This is a genomic window from Aequorivita sp. Q41, from assembly GCF_039831855.1.
GTDB lineage: Bacteria > Bacteroidota > Bacteroidia > Flavobacteriales > Flavobacteriaceae > Aequorivita.
Map to the genome: position 1 here is coordinate 311,487 of NZ_JBDPMS010000002.1, position 19,360 is coordinate 330,846.

Annotated in this window: 18 protein-coding genes and 1 riboswitch; of the genes, 9 read left to right on the forward strand and 9 right to left on the reverse strand. The window is 34.9% G+C overall.

Features of this window, described 5'->3' with window-relative positions; all coding sequences use genetic code 11:
- Window positions 1-41: 41 nt before the first annotated feature.
- Complete coding sequence (locus ABJ955_RS10880; protein WP_347374650.1) at window positions 42-962, forward strand: lytic transglycosylase domain-containing protein; 921 nt, start codon at window positions 42-44, stop codon at window positions 960-962.
- 50 nt (window positions 963-1,012) lie between these two features.
- Here the strand turns inward: ABJ955_RS10880 and ABJ955_RS10885 are convergent, their stop codons facing one another.
- Both ABJ955_RS10885 and ABJ955_RS10890 read right to left on the reverse strand, forming a co-directional pair.
- The gene (locus ABJ955_RS10885; RefSeq protein WP_347374651.1) at window positions 1,013-1,714 is read right to left on the reverse strand and encodes a TlpA disulfide reductase family protein; all 702 of its coding nucleotides are present in this window, start codon (window positions 1,712-1,714) and stop codon (window positions 1,013-1,015) included.
- Window positions 1,715-1,821: 107 nt separating this feature from the next.
- The gene (locus tag ABJ955_RS10890; RefSeq protein ID WP_347374652.1) at window positions 1,822-2,394 is read right to left on the reverse strand and encodes a DUF2892 domain-containing protein; all 573 of its coding nucleotides are present in this window, start codon (window positions 2,392-2,394) and stop codon (window positions 1,822-1,824) included.
- 267 nt (window positions 2,395-2,661) lie between these two features.
- On the opposite strand from ABJ955_RS10890, the gene rpmH reads away from it, so the two are divergent.
- The 3 genes from rpmH to ABJ955_RS10905 all read left to right on the forward strand — a co-directional run bounded on the left by rpmH (window position 2,662) and on the right by ABJ955_RS10905 (window position 6,433).
- Window positions 2,662-2,823 (forward strand): 50S ribosomal protein L34, encoded by a 162-nt coding sequence (gene rpmH / locus ABJ955_RS10895; protein WP_347374653.1) that lies wholly within the window; start codon window positions 2,662-2,664, stop codon window positions 2,821-2,823.
- Window positions 2,824-2,923: 100 nt separating this feature from the next.
- Window positions 2,924-5,776, forward strand: coding sequence for a carbamoyl-phosphate synthase large subunit (carB, locus tag ABJ955_RS10900; protein WP_347374654.1), 2,853 nt, complete (start codon window positions 2,924-2,926; stop codon window positions 5,774-5,776).
- An 81-nt stretch (window positions 5,777-5,857) separates the two neighbouring features.
- On the forward strand, window positions 5,858-6,433 hold the full coding sequence (locus ABJ955_RS10905; protein WP_347374655.1) for a T9SS type A sorting domain-containing protein: 576 nt from the start codon (window positions 5,858-5,860) through the stop codon (window positions 6,431-6,433).
- Between the two features lie 5 nt (window positions 6,434-6,438).
- Here the strand turns inward: ABJ955_RS10905 and ABJ955_RS10910 are convergent, their stop codons facing one another.
- Genes ABJ955_RS10910 through ABJ955_RS10935 form a run of 6 tightly spaced genes read right to left on the reverse strand, consistent with a single transcriptional unit; the run spans window position 6,439 to window position 11,698 of the window.
- Complete coding sequence (locus ABJ955_RS10910) at window positions 6,439-6,990, reverse strand: acyl-CoA thioesterase (RefSeq protein WP_347374656.1); 552 nt, start codon at window positions 6,988-6,990, stop codon at window positions 6,439-6,441.
- A complete protein-coding gene (locus tag ABJ955_RS10915; protein WP_347374657.1) occupies window positions 6,991-7,359 on the reverse strand; it encodes a 6-phosphogluconate dehydrogenase in 369 nt (122 codons plus the stop codon).
- A 17-nt stretch (window positions 7,360-7,376) separates the two neighbouring features.
- Window positions 7,377-8,702 (reverse strand): DNA recombination protein RmuC, encoded by a 1,326-nt coding sequence (gene rmuC / locus ABJ955_RS10920; RefSeq protein ID WP_347374658.1) that lies wholly within the window; start codon window positions 8,700-8,702, stop codon window positions 7,377-7,379.
- 25 nt (window positions 8,703-8,727) lie between these two features.
- Window positions 8,728-9,522 carry an ABC transporter ATP-binding protein gene (locus ABJ955_RS10925; protein WP_347374659.1) on the reverse strand — a complete coding sequence of 265 codons (795 nt, stop codon included), beginning with the start codon at window positions 9,520-9,522 and terminating at the stop codon, window positions 8,728-8,730.
- Complete coding sequence (locus ABJ955_RS10930) at window positions 9,522-10,553, reverse strand: iron ABC transporter permease (protein WP_347374660.1); 1,032 nt, start codon at window positions 10,551-10,553, stop codon at window positions 9,522-9,524. The genes ABJ955_RS10925 and ABJ955_RS10930 overlap by 1 nt, the downstream gene beginning before the upstream one ends.
- Complete coding sequence (locus tag ABJ955_RS10935; RefSeq protein ID WP_347374661.1) at window positions 10,553-11,698, reverse strand: ABC transporter substrate-binding protein; 1,146 nt, start codon at window positions 11,696-11,698, stop codon at window positions 10,553-10,555. The genes ABJ955_RS10930 and ABJ955_RS10935 overlap by 1 nt, the downstream gene beginning before the upstream one ends.
- 46 nt (window positions 11,699-11,744) lie before the next feature.
- Window positions 11,745-12,019: riboswitch (cobalamin riboswitch) on the forward strand.
- A gap of 29 nt (window positions 12,020-12,048) precedes the next feature.
- Here ABJ955_RS10935 and ABJ955_RS10940 point away from each other — a divergent pair.
- The 5 genes from ABJ955_RS10940 to ABJ955_RS10960 all read left to right on the forward strand — a co-directional run bounded on the left by ABJ955_RS10940 (window position 12,049) and on the right by ABJ955_RS10960 (window position 17,722).
- The gene (locus ABJ955_RS10940) at window positions 12,049-13,881 is read left to right on the forward strand and encodes a TonB-dependent receptor (RefSeq protein WP_347374662.1); all 1,833 of its coding nucleotides are present in this window, start codon (window positions 12,049-12,051) and stop codon (window positions 13,879-13,881) included.
- 16 nt (window positions 13,882-13,897) lie between these two features.
- Window positions 13,898-14,944, forward strand: a complete 1,047-nt coding sequence (locus ABJ955_RS10945; protein WP_347374663.1) for a DUF5074 domain-containing protein — start codon at window positions 13,898-13,900, stop codon at window positions 14,942-14,944.
- 103 nt (window positions 14,945-15,047) lie between these two features.
- A complete protein-coding gene (locus tag ABJ955_RS10950) occupies window positions 15,048-16,340 on the forward strand; it encodes a DUF5074 domain-containing protein (RefSeq protein WP_347374664.1) in 1,293 nt (430 codons plus the stop codon).
- Complete coding sequence (locus ABJ955_RS10955; RefSeq protein ID WP_347374665.1) at window positions 16,337-17,311, forward strand: T9SS type A sorting domain-containing protein; 975 nt, start codon at window positions 16,337-16,339, stop codon at window positions 17,309-17,311. Before ABJ955_RS10950 ends, ABJ955_RS10955 begins: the two co-directional genes overlap by 4 nt.
- A 24-nt stretch (window positions 17,312-17,335) precedes the next feature.
- The gene (locus tag ABJ955_RS10960; protein ID WP_347374666.1) at window positions 17,336-17,722 is read left to right on the forward strand and encodes an acyl-CoA thioesterase; all 387 of its coding nucleotides are present in this window, start codon (window positions 17,336-17,338) and stop codon (window positions 17,720-17,722) included.
- Window positions 17,723-17,764: 42 nt separating this feature from the next.
- Here the strand turns inward: ABJ955_RS10960 and ABJ955_RS10965 are convergent, their stop codons facing one another.
- Entirely contained in the window at window positions 17,765-19,159 is a 1,395-nt protein-coding gene (locus ABJ955_RS10965; protein ID WP_347374667.1) for a S41 family peptidase, read from the reverse strand.
- Window positions 19,160-19,360 lie beyond the last annotated feature (201 nt).

Sequence of the window (19,360 nt, forward strand, 5' to 3'; positions counted from 1 at the left end):
AAAAATTAGCTTTATTGGGTATCTTTAAATAAAAAAATAGTATGAAAACGATAAGTAAAATTGGTTTGGGAGTCGCAGTATTGGCTGCTTGTGCGGTTAGCATTAATGCGGTACAAAAAACACCAACAAATGAAAATTTTAAGGAAAAAATAGTAAATGATTATAATGTTTATGCATTGCCATTACCTGATACAATGGATTTCGCTGGAGAAGCTGTGCCTCTTAATAACCCAGATATTCGTGAGCGAATGGACAGAGAATTACTTGTAAATACCTACTGGCAGTCTAATGGCTTGCTTCTTTTTAAACGGGCCAACAAATATTTTCCGTTACTCGAGCCTTTGTTGAAAAAGTATGGATTACCAGATGATTTTAAATATTTAGCAGTAGCTGAAAGTGGATTAGAATATACAAGCTCGCCGGTTGGAGCTTCTGGTATTTGGCATTTTATGAAAGGTACTGGTCTCGAATATGGCCTTGAGATAAACGATTATGTCGATGAGCGCTATAATCTAGAAAAGGCTACAATGGTAGCTGCAGAATATCTTAAAAAATCTAAAGAGAAGTTTGGGAGTTGGACAATGGCTGCAGCATCATATAATGCAGGTGTTGGAGGTATGAACAAACAAATAAATAGACAAAAAGAAACAAGCTATTACGATTTGTTATTGAATGACGAAACAAGTCGTTATGTGTTTAGAATCATGGCATTAAAAGAAATAATGACACATCCAAAAAAATATGGATTCAATTTTACTGAAAACGATTTGTATGTAAATGTTCCCACTTTTAAGGTCAAAGTAAATACAGCTGTTGAAGATTGGGCAGAGTGGGTAAAACAGTATGGAATAAATTATAAAATTTTAAAATTACACAACCCTTGGCTTAGAGATACGTATTTAAAAAATGCTTCAGGGAAGGAATATTTTATTGAAATTCCTGAAAAGGGGTATTATAAATAGAGCTTGGTTTTCAATTTAAAACTTTAGAAACCTCATATTGCTTTTTGTATTTATGGGGTTTCTTTTGTTACATAATGATGATTTTCTTCTTCACTAAGATTTTTAAGAAGTGATATTCCGTTTAAGAAAGAGTTATAATTTAACTCAAATGAGATTTCATATTTTTCGTTGTAGGGGTGTAATACGCCACGTCTTACATCCACAATTTGTTTGTTTTCATTTATAAAAAAGGAAGTTGGAAAACCTAAGCTGTGCTTCATAATAGCAACCACATGGTCGCTTTTATTTTCCATCTCATCAACATATACAATGTTTATTTTGCTTGAATATGCTTGAGTAGATTTTCGTACATTTTGTTTTGAATCCCAAAAAAGGACTACAAAATCAATATCTTTATAGTTTTTTTCAGCAACTTCGTTTAAAGCGGGAATTTCTCCTACCCCCGGAGTACACCAAGATGCATAAGTCATCAAAAAGATAGGTTTTTCAAATTTGTAGAGATCTATTTTTCTACCTGAAAGCTTTCGAACCTTAAAGTTATCCAGATAGCTTCCGTTTACAACATTGTTAATAAGCGAATCAAATAGAAATTCTGCACGCTCAAAATCTTTGTTTAAATAAGCCTCTTGTGAGTTTGTTCTATATTTCTTAATGTTTTTCCCAATAGATTCGGAAAATAAAGGCTCTTGCTCAATTTGGGAGTGAGCTGAAAAGGTTAACACTAAGAAAAGATAAAGTAGTTTTCTACCCATAAGCGTAAACTTTCTACAAAGATAAGGTAGTTTTTAAAAACAACCGTTAATAAGTGTGTAAATAGTTATCTAAAAACTATTTAGTTGTAGAAAGCAAGTAGTTAATTTTAGAATTTTCTACCGCCACCACCGCGACCACTGCGACCAAACTGTTGGCGTGGTTGCCCCATTTTTTTCATCTGCTGCTTCATCATTTTTATTTGGTCGTCTAGCATATTGTGCTTGTCAAGGCTTTTTGCTTCAAGAAGCAATTGGTCAGCTTCGCGCTTACGGTTTTTTGTCATTGCAATCCCTGCAAGGTTTAATTTAGTCATCGCCATATCTGCAGACATGTTCAATCCTAGTTTTTCTGCTTTCTTGAAATATTTTTCAGCTTCAACCATATTGGTTTGCGACACCATTAAACCGTTTAAGTAATTGTAGTATCCCTCTTGCTTTGGAACCAATGCTGCACTTGGGTTTTTAATTTTGTCTAACCATTTTTTAGCTCCCGGGAAATCCTGTTTCCTAAGGCGTAAAAAGGCAAGTAGGATTATTTCGTTCTTAAAGTATAAGAAAACAAACATCAAAGAAAGCAAAATAAGCATAATACCGTTACCGATATTTGTTTCTGTGAATTGCCAAACTGCCGCACCAATCACTAATGCAGCCAAAATAAACTTTATATTTTTATTAAACATATTTTAGCTTTAAAATAGGCTGCAAAGGTATAAAAACTAAATGCTTTTTGATAGGTTTTCTGTTTTTGAGCGTAATTATTTCATCTAAAATCACTACTTACCTAATAATTAGATAATTTTATATTTGCTTGGTTTATGTGAAGTAAAAAAGTTTGTAGATATTTTTTCAAAAAAGGTTTGTCTAAGTGAAAACTTGTTGTATTTTTGCACCCGACTTTGAAGAAAGGTCATTGAACAAAGAATTTACGGAAGTTAAAGAATACTATAATGAGCAAAAGAACATTTCAGCCATCAAAGAGAAAAAGAAGAAACAAACACGGTTTTAGAGAGCGTATGGCTTCTGTAAACGGAAGAAAGGTTTTAGCTGCCCGCAGAGCGAAAGGCAGAAAGAGAGTTTCTGTATCTTCTGAAGCTCGTCACAAAAAATAATGTTGATAAATTATATATAAAAGGTGTTGTTTAACTAAGCAACACCTTTTTTTTATACTCTAATGCGTCGTATTTTTGCGTCACCGAAAAAGTAAAAAAAATGCCTAAAAACCCCTCTATTAAATCCGTTCTAATTATTGGCTCTGGCCCTATTGTAATTGGCCAGGCGTGTGAATTTGACTATTCTGGATCACAATCACTTCGGTCTTTGCGAGAAGATGGAATTGAAACTATATTGATAAATAGTAATCCAGCAACCATTATGACCGACCCTTCTATGGCCGATCATATTTATCTTTTGCCGCTTACTACAAAATCTTTAGTGAAAATTTTAAAGGAACACCCACAAATTGATGCCGTTTTGCCAACTATGGGTGGACAAACCGCACTTAATTTATGTATTGAAGCAGATGAAAAAGGCATCTGGAAAGATTTTGACGTTAAATTGATAGGTGTAGATATTGAGGCAATTAACATTACGGAAGATAGGGAGAAGTTTAGAGCTTTAATGGAAAAGATTGGAGTTGGAATGGCCCCACAAGCCACCGCAAACTCGTATCTTCAAGGAAAAGAAATTGCTCAAGAATATGGCTTTCCATTGGTTATTCGTGCTTCCTATACTTTGGGCGGTGCGGGGGCATCCATAGTGTATAAAGAAGAAGATTTTGACGAATTATTATCACATGGTTTAGAGATTTCTCCTATCCACGAAGTGATGATTGATAAAGCGATGATGGGGTGGAAGGAGTACGAACTTGAACTTCTTCGTGATAATAATGATAATGTAGTTATTATTTGTACAATCGAAAATATGGATCCTATGGGAATCCACACCGGAGACTCCATAACAGTTGCGCCAGCAATGACGCTTAACGATCGGACTTTTCAGAAAATGCGTGATATGGCAATTCATATGATGCGTAGTATTGGTGATTTTGCAGGAGGTTGTAACGTGCAGTTTGCTGTGAGCCCCGATGAAGCGGAAGAGATTATTGCTATTGAGATTAACCCTCGTGTATCTCGCTCTTCAGCATTAGCTTCAAAAGCAACAGGATATCCCATTGCAAAAATTGCAACCAAACTAGCTATTGGGTATACATTAGATGAATTAAAAAACCAGATTACAAAGTCAACTTCAGCTTTGTTTGAACCTACTTTAGATTATGTAATTGTAAAAATTCCACGTTGGAATTTCGATAAATTTGAAGGTTCAGACCGTACTTTAGGCTTACAAATGAAGTCTGTAGGAGAAGTAATGGGGATTGGTCGTTCTTTTCAAGAAGCGCTTCACAAAGCAACGCAGTCTTTAGAAATTAAACGTAACGGTATTGGTGCAGATGGGAAAAGCTATACTAATTACGAACAGATTCTCGATAAATTAAAAAATGCAAGTTGGGATCGTGTTTTTGTAATTTATGACGCCATACAAATTGGAATTCCATTGAGCAGAATACATGAAATCACAAAGATAGACATGTGGTTTCTTCGCCAATATGAAGAATTATTCTTACTAGAAAAAGAGATTTCAAAGTATACCTTAGATACACTTCCAAGAGAGTTATTGCTTGAAGCTAAACAAAAAGGGTATGGCGACAGGCAGATAGCGCATATGTTGAAATGTTTGGAAAGTCAAGTTTACAGTAAACGTGAGGAAATGAATATTCAGCGTGTGTATAAATTGGTTGATACCTGTGCCGCAGAATTTAAAGCAGAAACACCATATTATTACTCTACATTCGAGAATGAAATTCAGCTTGCAGGCCAAAAGCCATATTCAGAGAATGATAGTATTGTAACTGAAAAGAAAAAAATTGTAGTATTAGGCTCTGGGCCCAATAGAATAGGACAGGGTATTGAGTTTGATTATTGCTGTGTTCACGGTGTTCTGGCGGCTGCAGAATGCGGTTATGAAACTATAATGATAAACTGCAACCCAGAAACTGTTTCCACAGATTTTGATGTTGCAGACAAATTGTATTTTGAACCTGTATTCTGGGAACATATTTACGATATTATTCGTCATGAAAAACCTGAAGGTGTTATTGTTCAATTAGGAGGGCAAACCGCGTTAAAGCTAGCTGAAAAGCTTGATCGTTACGGAATAAATATTATTGGCACCACATACCAGTCATTAGATTTAGCAGAAGATAGAGGAAGTTTTTCTTCACTTTTGAAGGAAAATAACATTCCCTACCCAGAATTTGGAGTAGCCGAAACTACGGAAGAAGCCTTAGCACTTGCGGATCAATTAGACTTTCCACTGTTAATCCGTCCTTCATACGTATTGGGCGGACAAGGGATGAAAATTGTAATCAATAAAAAAGAACTGGAAGAACACGTAGTAGATTTACTTCGTAAAATTCCAAACAACAAATTATTGCTAGATCATTACTTAGACGGTGCAATTGAAGCGGAAGCAGATGCAATTTGCGATGGTGAAAACGTTTATATCATTGGCATCATGGAGCATATTGAGCCTTGTGGAATCCATTCAGGAGATTCGAATGCGACATTACCTCCATTTAATATAGGTGAATTTGTAATGCAACAAATTAAAGACCATACTGTTAAAATTGCGAAAGCATTAAAAACGGTAGGCTTGATAAACATTCAATTTGCCATAAAAGATGATATGGTGTACATAATTGAAGCAAATCCACGCGCTTCACGAACAGTTCCATTTATTGCAAAAGCGTACGGAGAGCCTTATGTAAATTACGCTACTAAAGTTATGTTAGGTCACAATAAAGTTACTGACTTTAATTTCAACCCTAAGCTGGAAGGTTTTGCTATTAAACAACCTGTTTTTAGTTTTAATAAATTTCCAAACGTAAACAAACAATTAGGTCCTGAAATGAAAAGTACCGGCGAAAGCATTTTATTTATAGAAAGCCTAAAAGATGATGCTTTTTATGATTTATATGCTAGAAGAAAAATGTACTTAAGCAAATAACCATTATTTTAACATATCATGGAGTTTTGCACTAATTTTTTGTAATTTTAGACTGCTAAAACACTTAAAAACGTATTATACATGAAAAAAACTACCTTGTTCCTTTTTTTTATTACAATGAACATTCTCTCTGCGCAGAATGTTTTTGAAATTGCTTGGGAACAAGGTGTTAATGTTTCTGTGGCTAGCCCTACAATAGAGGTTGGTGATACCGTACATTGGGTATGGGTCGATGATTCTCAAAAAAGTATCACTAGTTTTCCTACTGGGAGTGAAAATTTTGATAGCGGGGTACTTAAAGGTTTAAACAGTGAATTTTCACATGTTTTTTCAAAACCTGGAGTTACTGAATATCAAAATGATTTGGATCCTGCTATGCATGGAAAAATAACGGTAGTTGGTAAACTTTCAACTGAAGATAAGTTTATTAAGAACTTAAATTTTTATCCAAATCCTGTTAAAAACGATTTAACGATTTCTTCTATATTTAAAATTGATAATTATCAAATTTATAATGTTTTAGGAACACTTGTTTCAGAAGGAAAAGGGGCTGGGAATTTTACACCAGTAGATATGAGTAGGCTAAATAGCGGTCTTTACTTTGTAAAAGTTACTTCAAACAACCTACAGGCAACTTTAAAAATCGCAAAAAAATAAAGTTTTTAATTGTTGTTTTTATAGGCAACAATAACTTTGTGATCTTTTAATTCATGGATGTGTTTTTCGACTTCAAAGTTTGATTCTTGATGTTTCTGTTTTTTTTTAGTTGCCAAACGATGCACACTTTTTAAAAATCTCCTAATTTCAATTTTTGAATCTAAAATTAAACCAGGTACCTCCATGCCTAAACCTTCATCATCTTTCGCTACCATCGTAAAATAAGAGGAGTTACAATGTTTTTTAGCGCCAGTGTGAATGTTTTCGGCATCTACACGAATTCCAATTACCATAGATGTTTTTCCTACGTAATTTACGGAAGCTTTTAAAGTAACCAATTCACCTACTTCAATAGGGTTCAAAAAATTTACCGTATCTACAGAAGCTGTTACGCAATAATACTTACTGTGTTTTGACGCACAAGCAAATGCAATTTGATCCATCAGTGATAAAATATAGCCTCCGTGTATTTTACCTCCAAAATTCGCATGAGAAGGTAACATGAGTTCAGAAATGGTTACCTGTGATGCTTCGATGTGTTTGTGGGTACGTTGCATCTATTCTCTATTAAAATGTGGGGAGTTTTCTTTTTCAACAGCGGTGATAAAGTAGTTTGTTTCACCCCAAATTGCAAAAGATGCAAAGCGTTCTATATAGGTCACTTTTACATAGCTTCCCTGATATTCTTTTAGTTTTTCAATAACCGCTGCATCTTTATCTAATACTGAAAATGAAAATATTTGTGCCCCACTTATACCTTGGCTTATTTCACCTTCCCAAGTTTTAATAACCACCCCGCGATGGCTAAATTTTATTAGTTCACCAGCACGAGTACCTTCGCTATAGGGCACAAAATAAACAAAGGCAAAGTACATTAAATACAAGGCCAATAGGCTTCCTAGGATAATGAATAAGATTTTTTTCATCTTTAATTTTTTAAAAATTAATCGTCTAGATTGTCATCTGCCTTCTTTAGCAGTTTTTCATTTAAGTGCTTAGTTGCCTTGGAGCCTAGCTTTTTTAAACGCTCTATCTTGGTGATTAGATTGCCTCTTCCCGTTAATTTTACCATGGTACTATCATAACTGCCTTTTACAGTATTTAACTGATTTCCAACCTTTATAAGGTCTTCGGTTAAGTTAACAAATTGATCGTAAAGCCTTCCTGCTTGAGTAGCAATTTCAATGGCGTTTTGCTGTTGTTTTTCGTTGGTCCACATACTGTCAACGGTACGTAAAGTGGCTAGTAATGTAGCGGGGGTTACAATAACGATATTCTTTTCAAAAGCCCAATTATAGATATTGTTATCATGGTTTATTGCAATTGCAAATGCGGGTTCTATAGGAACAAAAAGCAAGACAAAATCTGGGCTTTCTATTTGGTAAAGCGTATGATAGTTTTTGGCGCTCAATTGTTCGATGTGTTTTTTAAGTGAAGCAACGTGTTCCTTTAAAAAACGAGGGCGTAGCTCTTCATCTTCTTCATTTACAAAACGCTCATAAGCAACAAGGGAAACCTTAGAATCAATAATCATTTTTTTATTGTCGGGCAGATGAAGCACCACATCGGGAAGTAATCTGCGGCCGTCTTCCGTAGTAAAACTGTTTTGAACAAAATACTCCCGGTCTTTTTCAAGTCCGCTTTTTTCTAAGACGCGCTCCAGTACTAATTCGCCCCAATTTCCTTGAATTTTACTATCTCCTTTTAAAGCTTTTGTGAGGTTGGTGGCCTCTTTACTCATTTGTTCGTTGAGTTCTTTTAAGCCAATAATTTGTTGACGTAGTGTTGCGTGACGGTCGATACTCTCTTTGTGAGTGTCTTCTACACGTTTTTCAAAGCTTTTAATTTTTTCTTGTAACGGATTTAAAATAACCTCAATACTCTCTTTGTTTTGTTTGCTAAATTTTGAAGAGTTTTCATCTAGAATTTTATTGGCGAGGTTTTCAAAATCTTTGGTAAATTTTTCCTGTAGTTTTTCTACTTCTGCCTTTTGTTCGCGATTGCGCAGTTCTAGATTGTCAAATTCTGAATTGCGTCGGGTAAGCTCAATAATGAGTTGCTCTTTTTCTGTGCGTTGTTCATCGCGCTCGCGTAAGGCTGTTTCAAAACGTTCGTGTAGTTTTTCCTCTTGTTGTAACGCATGTTCGAGGCGTGCTTCAAGTTTGCTAGTTTCGGTTTTATTTTTTAAACGCGCAAAAAGATTGCCAATATATGCCCCAAGTAAGAGGCAGATAGCAGCCAATAGAAGAAAAAGAAATGTTTCGTTCATTATACTTTATTTTAAGTAAATATACTTATTTCCGAATGGTAAACCTTCCAGTTTTTCCATCAAAATCTATGGTTTCTTTGGGGAAAAGCGCGTCAAATCTACCTGCTTCAATAAGCTTACAGGGCTTGTCAAAAAAAGTTTCTTGCGGGGTCATTACAAGCATTTTATCAGTAAGCTGAATGGCTAAATCAATTTCATGCGTTGAAAAAAGAATGGTTTTATCCATTTCTAAAGCTAATTTCCTTAACAATTTTAAAATGTATGCACGGTGATAAATATCTAAATGTGTTGTTGGTTCATCTAGAATAATAATAGGCGTATCCTGTGCTAATGCACGTGCAATAGCTACACGCTGCATTTGACCATCACTGAGTTCAAAACATTTTCTTTGCGCGAGCACAGTGATTTCTGTGGCTTCTAAAGCAAAACGTACAACTTTCTTGTCATTTTCTGAAAGTGAACCTATCCAATTGGTATAAGGTTGCCTGCCCAACGAAACGAGTTCTAAAACGGTTAAGTTTTTCGAAGCAGGAGCTTCTGTTAAAACGATACTTAGTTGGGTTGCAAGTTGAAAAGGTGCATATTGCTTTAAATCCTTTCCATGGAGTAAAATGTTTCCTTTTATTAACTTTTGCATACCCGCTAAAGTTCTTAAAAGCGTGGATTTCCCGATGCCGTTTGCACCTACAAGTCCTATCAATTCACCGCTTGTAAAAGAAAAATGAACTCCTTCTGAAATTGTTTCACTCTCTTTTTTGTTCGAATATCCTACCGCAAGATTCCGAGCCTCAAAAATTGTATGTTTTCTTTCTGATTCCATTAAAAGAAAAGTTTTCGTTTCCGAACCAGTAACCAAATCACTACGGGCGCGCCAATTAAGGATGTTATTGCATTTATGGGAAGTGTAAATTCACTAAAGGGCAATTGTGCAACGGTATCACAGACTAGCATTAATAGGCTTCCACAGACTAATACAGCGGGTAATAGCACTAAATGATTTGATGTTTTAAAAAACTGACGCACCAAATGTGGTACCGCCAATCCAACAAATGCTATCGGTCCAACGAAGGCTGTAATGCTTCCCGCTAAAATACTTGTTGCTAAAATTATAATGAACGTATTCCGCTTTATATGCAACCCCATACTTTTTGCATAATTCTCTCCTAAAAGTAAGGCATTTAGCGATTTACTGCTGTAAAGACTGATAATTAACCCAGTAAAAAAACAAATTGCTAGAATAAATACCCCTTGCCACGATTGATTTCCTAAGCTTCCGAAAGACCAAAAAATATATTGCTTTAATTGCTCAGCTTCACTAAAATAAGAAAGCACGGAAACTACAGCAGTAGTGACACTGCCAAACATCAATCCAATTATTAAAATCGCCATGGTGTCTTTTATTTTAAAAGTAACTGCTAGCACTGATAAGAGAACCAAAAAACTTCCCAATCCAGAAGCGATTACCAAACTCCATTGGCTTAATAATAGAGTGCCAAAAAGACCTCCAAATGCACTTGCGCCCATAATTAAAATAGCAACACCCAAGCTAGCACCACTGCTCAATCCCAACACAAAAGGACCTGCAAGTGGGTTTCTAAATAGGGTTTGCATCAACAAACCTGATACCGCTAAGCCTCCACCAGCAAGCATTGCGGTTAGTGCTTTTGGCAATCTATACTCTAATACTATATATTGCCATGTTTCTTTAGATGCATCATTTCCTATGAAGACAGCTATAATCTCGTCTAACGGTATAGCAACTGACCCTACACTTAAATTTAATATAAAAGCAAGGAGTAATGCTAAAAATAGGATGCTAAAAAGTCCTCGATATGATGGTGTAACTTGCATTACTGAAGCTTGTCGAAAAAGTAAAGTTCGTACTCTGTAAATAATTCAGGATGAAGTATTTTAATTAAATCTTTTAAAACCAAATCGGGTCTATTTGGCGCTAATTCAAAATAAATAACACCGCCTGTTTCACCTTTTTTAAGACTATACGTAAACACATTCCCATTCTTAAAAGCCTTAAATTGTGCGTAGGCTTTGCTGGCGTTTTTCATTTCATCGAAGTTTGTAAATTGCCCTGGACCTATCCAGAACTCTGCCTCGTAGCCTTTTTCAAGTACAGATTCTAAATTTAGCGATAAAGAGCCAGTTCCTTTAGTGTCTTGCCATAGATAATCCCCATTGGCATCTGCAATAAACTGTGCTCCCCAGCTATCGCCTTGCGGTATATACCATACATCTTTATACATAGCACCACTAATTACTGTAGGTTTTGTCTTAGCTTGGGATGCTATTTTTTTGGCAGTAATATATGCTGTTTCAATAGTTTTAAAAATGCTATCCGCTTTTTTTTCTTTATTGAAAAGTACTCCAAAAAATTTGATCCACTCTGCTTTTCCCAAAGGGGAGGTTTCTGTCCAATCTGAATTATAAAGCACTGGAACTCCCAGTTTTTCAATAGTGTTGAATGTAGAGTTATTTCCATCTATTGCAAAACCAATCACTGCATCTGGCTTTAAGTCGATTAAGATTTCAGTATTTATAGCTTCATTTCTACCAAGTTCAGTAATTTTTCCTTTACCTATATTTTTACGTGTTTTTTCTGAAGAAATATAATCAAGGTTAGGAAAACCCACCAGACTATTGGTTTCATCAAGCATTTCTAGTGAAGGGATGTGCGTGGTAGAGGTAACCACGATTCGTTTTATTGGCATTTCAACAATGGCATCAAAATTTTCTGCATTTGGAGGAGTAGTTCCTTTTTCAACCAATGCATAGGTAAAGGTCTTATCGGTTCCAGGCCAAGGATTTTTTAAAGAAATGGTTTTATAATTCCCGAAAGATCTTATTTCAAAGCCATTTGCATATTTAATTTCTGTGATTTTTTCTCCTGAAGAAACAACGGACTCCACGCTATCGTTGGAATTAGTATTCTTACAAGCGGCTAAAACAATTATGGTAGTAAGTAGGAAAACAATTTTTTGCATCCTCAAAAATAATGGTTTTGTTTGGGCGAACCAGTATTTAAAACCTATTTTTGCACTGAATTTTGGTGAGTAGTTTTCAAATACAGAAAATACTCTTAAAAGGGAAATAGGTGAAAGATTTTAAAAATGTTTGTCGAAAATAAAAAAATTGGCAATCTTAAATGTAAAATAAACAATCCTATGCTGTTCCCGCAACTGTAAGTCGTCCCAAATAAATTTTTGGGCGTGCATGCTTCAAATACCACTGTCTTGATTGCTATCGGGATGGGAAGGTGGCACCAAAGACAAGCCAGGAGACCTGCCAAATTCATAACATAAAATCATCAAACTTTCGGGATAAAGGTTGAATTATGAAACAACATTGGCTCCATATTGTCTTGGGTATTTTTCTGTGCACGACTTCTGTTCATGCGCAGTTAGACAGCATTCAGCAATTGCCTGAAATACTGCTTATTGATGCAAAACTTATCCCGTTTTCAAAAGGGTATAAAATTGAAAAGTTAAGTGATTCTCTTGTTGAAAGAAATGCAACATCCCTAACAGAAACACTTCGTTATAATACATCAATTTATTTTAAAGAAAATGGCTTCGGCATGGTTTCTTCGCCATCATTTAGAGGTACAAATGCTGCGCAAACAGCAGTTGTTTGGAACGGAATAAATATTAATTCAGTTTTTACGGGACAAACCGATTTTAATACCATTTCACCCTTAAATTATAATGAAATTTCTATACGTAGTGGAGGCGGAGGCGTACAATACGGCAGTGGTGCTATAGGTGGAAGTATTCATTTAAACAACACTTTTTCTTTTAAAAAAGTGGATACTACTGAAATTGGATTGCAGTACGGAAGTTTTTCAACTCTTGGTGGAAGCGCAAGTACAACACACGCTAAGCATGATTACTATGTAAATGTAGGGGTAGATTTTATTAATTCAGAAAACAATTACGATTATATAGGAAAGCATAAAACCAACACACACGGTGAATTTTTGAGATTTGCATCAAAACTAAACGCCGCAAAAAACCTTAAAAATGGCCTAGCAACTTGGAATTCAGAATACATTTTTAATGACCGCAATTTTCCAGGGAGTTTGACCACCATTGGAAAAGATGCTTATAAAGATATTGCCACCCGAAATCTTTTTCAATTGCAACAAAACATAGGGGCTTTTACAACAAAAGCAAGTATCGCCCATCTTTTTGAAGAGTATAAATATTTTCCAGATAGTGAAAAACCATTGTATGATGGAGGAAAAGCAAGTACTTTTATTGGAGCACTTCAGTCGGATGCTGTGTTGTTAAAAAACCTTCGGCTAAACACAAAAGTAACGTATCATTATATCGATGCTAGAGGGGAAAATATTGGGGAAAACACTCGTAAAACCCTTGCTGTCGTTGTGTTGTTAAACCATAACGTCTCTAAGAAATTTACATATGGGCTTAATTTTCGGAAAGAGTTTTTAAATGGATTCGATAATCCGTTGCTTTTTTCCGCAGATGCGAAGTGGACCATTTCAAACGATTATGCAATTCGAATAAATGGCTCAAAAAATTATCGTGTTCCTACATTTAATGATTTGTATTGGTATGCTGGCGGTAATAATACTTTGCAGCCTGAAACTTCTTATCAAATTGAATTAGGGCAAGGGCTAATTTTTAAAGATTTTAAATTTGATCTGGCTGGGTTTTATATTTCTTCCGAAGATTTAATAAAATGGGTTCCCGGGAATGGTGGACTTTGGCAGCCTGTAAATATTAGTAAAACTAGAAATTACGGTTTAGAGTTTATAATTGATTATACCCTAAAAATTAGCCCAAAACACTTTTTGAGTTTAGCGGCAAATTATTCGTATACCAAGGCAGAAGATTTAGAAAAGGAAACACAACTTATGTATGTACCGTTTAATAAAGCTGGGGGTGCTTTAAGTTATAATTACAAACAGTTTTTATTTTACATTCAAGGTTTGTATAATGGCAAAGCGTATACAACAACAGATAACAGTGATAGTGTAGTAGCTTTTACGGTGTTTAACCTTGGGGGCGAATTTATCTTACCCTTTAAATCAAATATAACAATAGGAGGTAGGCTTAAAAATGTTTTCAATAGGTATTATGAGAGCGTTGCATATAGACCGATGCCTTCACGGAATTATCAATTATTTTTAAATTTTAAATTTTAACATTCAAACAAAACTTATGAAAAAGATTCTTTTAACATGCTTATCCCTTGCATTTTTTACGGCTTGTAGTGATGATGATAGTCCGCAACAGGAATTTGTTCCTTCAGATTACCAAACGGGAATATTTATTACAAATGAAGGTCCTTTTAATAACGGAAGCGGAACAATTACGTTCGTTTCTGAAGATTATAGCACTGTTGAGCAAAATATTTACCAAAAAGTAAATGGAAATTCTTTAGGGAACATTGTTCAATCTATGGGCTTTCAGGACGAAAATGCTTATATCGTAGTTAACAATTCATCAAAAATTATGGTGGCGAATCGGTATACATTTCAAAGTGTAGATTCAATTACTTCTGGTTTGGTAAATCCACGTTATTTTATTAGTTCTTCAGCAAGTAAAGGTTATGTGACAGATTGGGGGGATCCAAATAATAGCTCAGATGATTATGTTGCGGTATTAGACTTAAGAACCAATACCGTTTCTGCTACAATTCCTGTTGCTTTAGGACCTGAGAAATTAGTTTCTTATGACAATAAAATTTATGTTGCACACCAAGGTGCTTATGGGCAAAATAATTTGATATCAGTAATTTCTGGCACTAACGTTTCAGCTACTATTACTGTGGGTGACGTTCCAAATTCAATGGTTGTTTCTGGGGATTCTCTTTACGTACTTTGCGGAGGGAAACCAAGTTATACGGGTACAGAAACTCCAGGATCTTTAGTGAAAATAGATCTTGCTACAGGACAGGTTTCTGAAACATACACTTTTGGTACAACTGAACATCCAGGAAGTTTAACAATAGATGGTGCCAATTTGCTATACAGCCTTAATGGAAAAGTTTATAAAATAGATACTACAGCTATTACATTGCCAGGAACGGGGATTATTGATGGGTTCTTTTATGCACTACAGGCAAAAGACGGGAAACTATACGCTACCGATGCGGGAGATTTTGCCAGCCAAGGTTCAATGTTTGTGTATGATTTGACTACGAATCAACAAATTCAAGATTTTCCAACAGGAATCACTCCAGGTGGCATCTATTTTAACGAATAGTTTTAAAAAACACTTATCTTTTGAAAGAACCCCTTTTCTACAATGGGTTCTTTCAAGTATGTAAAAAACACACCTTATTTTAATTTAAAAAATTATAGTAGTTATGAAAAACTATTCCCTAAAATCTGTATTCTTATTATCCATGCTTCTTGTCAATGCACTTGGTTTTACACAAGATTATACTGATGGAGTACTTGTTTTAAACGAAGGTTTAATCGGCACTGAAAATTCTTCTATTTCATATATAAAATCAGACGGAACTCTAGAGAATAATATATTCTCCTCACAAAATGGAGGAATGCCTCTTGGTGATACAGGACAAGGGATGGCGTTTGCTGCAACCTATGCGTATGTTGTATTAAATTATAGCAATGAAGTAAAAGTGATAAACAAAACTACTTTTGAATTAGTAACCACAATTACCGACCAAATGGTATATCCACGCTATATAGCTATTAATGACCAAAAAGCTTACGTTACAAATTGGGGTGACCCGGGGGATGTACATGATGACTATATAGCAGTTATAGATTTAATAACCCATAGCGTAATAGAAACTATTTCAGTAGTAGAAGGTCCTGAAGAAATAATATACCAAGACGGAAAATTATTTGTAGCCCATCAAGGGGGCTATGGCTTTGGCAATACTATTTCAATAATTGATACAGCTTCCTACGCTGTTACACCTATTACTGTAGGCGATATTCCTTCCTCTTTAAAAATAGATGCCAATTATCTTTATGTTTTGTGTAGTGGAAATCCAGATTATTCTCCAAATGAAACTAGTGGGAAACTTGTTAAAATTGATTTAACAAATTATCAAAATAGTATCACTTACACTTTTCCAGGAGTAGAGCATCCGGCTTTTTTAGGCTTGGATGATATGAATATTTATTATGTTCTCGATGCAAATATCTATAAAATGGCGTTGAGCGCTACTGCATTACCTACAACTCCATTTATTAATACAAGCTCAAATAACGTTCAATTACCGTATGGATTTGATAAAATTGACAATACATTTTATTTGGCAGATGGTATCGATTATGTGAGTAATGGCAAGGTGTTTATGTTTGATGAAAGTGGAAATTTTACTTCTGAATATACTGTAGGTCCATTGCCTAATGGTTTTTATAAAAACCAGGAACTTACTGCAGGTACCACAGATTTGACTGCTGCCAAAATAGTTGTTTATCCCAATCCAACTTCTGGAAACTTTAAACTGAATAGTTCTAAAAATGCTGAAATTATAATTTATGACGTATCAGGAAGATTAATAAAAAAAGCACAGTATGTTAATATACCAATTTCATTAAGAGGTTTTAAACCAGGAGTTTATTTGGTTCAAATTGAAATGGAGGGTAAAGTAACTACGCAAAAGCTACTTGTGCAATGAAGAATATAGCCTTGTTTGTTTTTTTAGCAACCATTACGATTCACGCCCAAGATTATCCACCAGCAGCGGGGCAACAAGGCTCTACCGCTATTCCTGCTGCTAGTGTATCGTTTCGTTCGTGGGCAACTAATATAGAAATTACTCGCGGTTATGTAGATATTTCGCAGCCAGATTTTGAAGCCAACGGTAGTAACTTTGCAACGTATGGTGAGCCAGAAAATGCTTTAGGACCAGCTAACAATACAGCCATAAGTCTTGGTGACGCCGGCGAAGTAATTCTAACCTTTGAAACCCCTATTGCAAATGGTCCTGGTTATGATTTTGCGGTTTTCGAAAATAGTTTTAGTGATACCTATTTGGAGCTGGCTTTTGTTGAAGTAAGTTCTAATGGAATTGATTTTTTTAGGTTTCCAGCTCACAGTCAAACGCAAACAGCTACTCAAGTAGGTGGTTTTGGAGAATTAGACCCTACATATTTGAATAATTTTGCTGGAAAATATAGGGCTTTGTTTGGAACTCCTTTTGATATTTCTGAAGTAGAAAATGATCCCTTTCTTAATAAAAACAGGATTACCCATGTTAAAATTATAGATGTAGTAGGTAGTTTAGATGCTAGATTTTCCCGCTTTGATAGTTTTGGGAATCCTATAAACGACCCTTTTACAACCCCTTTTAATTCCAGTGGCTTTGATTTGGATGCAGTTGGTGTAATAAACGAACAACTTTTAGGGCTTGATGAAAAAGAAAATTTTAATATTTCAATTTATCCAAACCCTGTTTCAAATAAACTTTTTATTGAAATTGAAGAAAGCAGCTCTGTTTCTGTTTATGATATGCGTGGAAGCTTGGTTATTTCTGAAGTCGTAAACGATAAAGGCAGTATTGATGTGTCCGTATTAGCTAATGGAATTTATTTATTACGTATTAATATCAATGAAGAAATATTTCAGCGTAAATTCCTAAAAAATTAGTTTAAAGTACTTACTAAGCTTAATATGACTATAGAAGAAAGAATATCAGGTTCTGAAACTAGAATATTTAAGGCCGTTTTTCCAAATACGACCAACCATTATGACACACTTTTTGGAGGTACTGCTATGCAACTAATGGACGAAGTTGCCTTTATTGCAGCTACCCGCTTTAGTCGGCAGCGAATGGTAACGGTATCATCTGATCGGATTGATTTCACTAAACCAATTCCCGCAGGAACTATTGTAGAGCTAATTGGAAAAGTTACATATATTGGCACAACCAGCCTAAAAGTAAAAGTTGAAATATATATTGAAGAAATGTATTCGTATCATAGAGAAAAAGCAGTGAGTGGCGAGTTTACATTTGTTGCAATCGATGAAAACAAAAGCCCTGTAAAAATTTTAAAATAAGTTTTACAGGACTATTTAACTAATTTATTTTGTTAGGATATATTAATTACCAATCATTTTCTCATTAATTGGAGAATCCACATTACTATCAGAAACTTCTTTTAAAACTTTAAAATTTGTATGTAGCGGCATTGGTTTTCCAGCAATTTCAAAAAGTGCAGCAGCAAGAAGTGGTTCATTTTCATCGCCAAGTTGCCCAAGGTTAAAATAATCTTCTTTTAAGTTAATTTGTGGAAATAAACCATCTACAAAATCAGTGTTTCCAGCCACGTTGGCAGTTTTAAACACTAAAGGTAGCATTGCATAATAGTGAGTTGGATTCGCTTCCTGTCTGCTAAAAACAGGGGCTGGAGCATCATAAAGTAAAAACGATGCCTGAAACTTTCCAGTAGTTGTATCACCAACTTGTATGGTATTTATATATGGATTAAGTCCGTTTATAATTAATTCACTTGCAGAAGCAGTTCTTTTTGTGGTAAGCACATAAACATTACTTAAATTTAAGCTGTTTATTGGCGCACCAGAACTAATTGAAGCATCAAATAATCCATCACGTGCATTTTCTGCTTGCCGGTCTTCATTCCAATATTGTTTATAGAAAACTTTTCCATTGAATTGACCAGTAATCATACTTGCTAAATCTGTTGCAGTTTCCACAGCACCACCACCGTTATAACGAAGGTCTAAAACTAAATTGGTTGCACCTTCGGCTTTTAATTGTGCAAAAGCATCATTTAGCGCTTCGTCATAATCTTTAATAAAGGCATTATACATCAAGTAGCCTATTTTTTCACCATTTATATCAAAAGTTTTTACTTTATAAACAGGGTTTTCAGTATACTGAATTTTATTTAAAAGTGCTGTTTCTCCTGTAGGGGTAAAGTTAACGCCATCATAAGTAGCGAAACCAATGGTATAGCTATTTGCTGCTAATAGGTCGCTATAATTTGCGCGTGTCATTTGTTGGCCATCAATTGTGGTAAAGATATCACCGCGTTTTAAACCTTGAGTTGCAGCATCGGTATTGGGTAGCACATAACGTACATAACCAAAAATATTATCACTTTTATCTGGATAGTAAACGAGTCCAAACGCCATTCCATTACTTAGGCTAATACCGCTTAAAGCATCTTCAATGACTCTAAAATCACTGTAAAGATTACTAAAGCGATCCTGAGGCGACTTTAAATAATCAAATAAAGATTCGGGAGAATCATATTTTTTTAGAAACCCATCTAGTTCATCTTGACTTGAAAAGGCGTCGTTAGCAAGTTCAGGAGTATCAGCTTTGTATAAGTAGTAATAGTTTAAGCCACGGTAGATAAAGTTTTGAATATCAATGTTCGATGCTTGCTGAATGTTGTCGTCTAGATCTTCAAAACACGACCCAAAAAGCATTGAAATGGCTAAAAAAGGAATGAAAATTTTTCTTTTCATAAAAGTGATATATTACGTATACTATTAGAACAGGTAAATTAGGAATTATATTGCAGTTGTAAAAATATGTTTTTCAGCCGGATTTTAAAGAGTCTTACTATAAGCATAGTTATTTCTACTAAAAATTTATTCTCTTAAAATTATAATTGTAACAAAAAACGACATCATTCGTCATTTAAATAAGACGGCAACCAAGGAAGT

Bases quoted from the DNA above. Each gene is read 5' to 3' on its own strand.
- ABJ955_RS10880 (WP_347374650.1), top strand. From the start codon at position 42: ATGAAAACGATAAGTAAAATTGGTTTGGGAGTCGCAGTATTGGCTGCT.
- ABJ955_RS10885 (WP_347374651.1), bottom strand. From the start codon at position 1,714: ATGGGTAGAAAACTACTTTATCTTTTCTTAGTGTTAACCTTTTCAGCT.
- ABJ955_RS10890 (WP_347374652.1), bottom strand. From the start codon at position 2,394: ATGTTTAATAAAAATATAAAGTTTATTTTGGCTGCATTAGTGATTGGT.
- rpmH (WP_347374653.1), top strand. From the start codon at position 2,662: ATGAGCAAAAGAACATTTCAGCCATCAAAGAGAAAAAGAAGAAACAAA.
- carB (WP_347374654.1), top strand. From the start codon at position 2,924: ATGCCTAAAAACCCCTCTATTAAATCCGTTCTAATTATTGGCTCTGGC.
- ABJ955_RS10905 (WP_347374655.1), top strand. From the start codon at position 5,858: ATGAAAAAAACTACCTTGTTCCTTTTTTTTATTACAATGAACATTCTC.
- ABJ955_RS10910 (WP_347374656.1), bottom strand. From the start codon at position 6,990: ATGCAACGTACCCACAAACACATCGAAGCATCACAGGTAACCATTTCT.
- ABJ955_RS10915 (WP_347374657.1), bottom strand. From the start codon at position 7,359: ATGAAAAAAATCTTATTCATTATCCTAGGAAGCCTATTGGCCTTGTAT.
- rmuC (WP_347374658.1), bottom strand. From the start codon at position 8,702: ATGAACGAAACATTTCTTTTTCTTCTATTGGCTGCTATCTGCCTCTTA.
- ABJ955_RS10925 (WP_347374659.1), bottom strand. From the start codon at position 9,522: ATGGAATCAGAAAGAAAACATACAATTTTTGAGGCTCGGAATCTTGCG.
- ABJ955_RS10930 (WP_347374660.1), bottom strand. From the start codon at position 10,553: ATGCAAGTTACACCATCATATCGAGGACTTTTTAGCATCCTATTTTTA.
- ABJ955_RS10935 (WP_347374661.1), bottom strand. From the start codon at position 11,698: ATGCAAAAAATTGTTTTCCTACTTACTACCATAATTGTTTTAGCCGCT.
- ABJ955_RS10940 (WP_347374662.1), top strand. From the start codon at position 12,049: ATGAAACAACATTGGCTCCATATTGTCTTGGGTATTTTTCTGTGCACG.
- ABJ955_RS10945 (WP_347374663.1), top strand. From the start codon at position 13,898: ATGAAAAAGATTCTTTTAACATGCTTATCCCTTGCATTTTTTACGGCT.
- ABJ955_RS10950 (WP_347374664.1), top strand. From the start codon at position 15,048: ATGAAAAACTATTCCCTAAAATCTGTATTCTTATTATCCATGCTTCTT.
- ABJ955_RS10955 (WP_347374665.1), top strand. From the start codon at position 16,337: ATGAAGAATATAGCCTTGTTTGTTTTTTTAGCAACCATTACGATTCAC.
- ABJ955_RS10960 (WP_347374666.1), top strand. From the start codon at position 17,336: ATGACTATAGAAGAAAGAATATCAGGTTCTGAAACTAGAATATTTAAG.
- ABJ955_RS10965 (WP_347374667.1), bottom strand. From the start codon at position 19,159: ATGAAAAGAAAAATTTTCATTCCTTTTTTAGCCATTTCAATGCTTTTT.